This window comes from Stenotrophomonas sp. Br8 (assembly GCF_014763005.1).
GTDB lineage: Bacteria > Pseudomonadota > Gammaproteobacteria > Xanthomonadales > Xanthomonadaceae > Stenotrophomonas > Stenotrophomonas lactitubi.
In genome coordinates this window covers 1-344 of sequence record NZ_JACGTN010000029.1, presented here as the reverse complement: position 1 = coordinate 344, position 344 = coordinate 1, and the positions used below count along the sequence as shown (strand labels likewise).

Sequence of the window (344 nt, the reverse complement as noted above, 5' to 3'; positions counted from 1 at the left end):
GTCATCGCCAGGGTTTATACCCCGAAAACCCCGCTGCTCATGCAGCGGGGTTTTCCTTTTTTTGCAAGCCTCAGGTTTCGACCTGGACTTACGGCAACAACTTCGCGAAGAGCTTCAAGTTCCTCTCACAAGTTGTTGACAAAGCTGAAAAGCCTGCCATAATAGGCGGCTCGCAACGACGAAAGGCCCTCGGGTCCAACGACGAAGCAGCATCGGCAACAACGTCCACCTCGGTGAGACGGCCTTGAAAAAAGGTGTTGACGAAGCGGAAAAGCCGGCTATAATGGGCGGCTCGCTACGAAGGAAACTTCGCAGCACACGGGAATGGCGCTGAGGCCACTTCC

1 protein-coding gene is annotated in these 344 nt (G+C 54.9%); it reads left to right on the top strand.

Annotation, left to right across the window (positions count from 1 at the left end; genetic code table 11):
* On the top strand, positions 1-248 hold a 248-nt coding region (locus tag H3005_RS21030), incomplete at its 5' end, for a hypothetical protein (protein WP_223880386.1).
* Positions 249-344 lie beyond the last annotated feature (96 nt).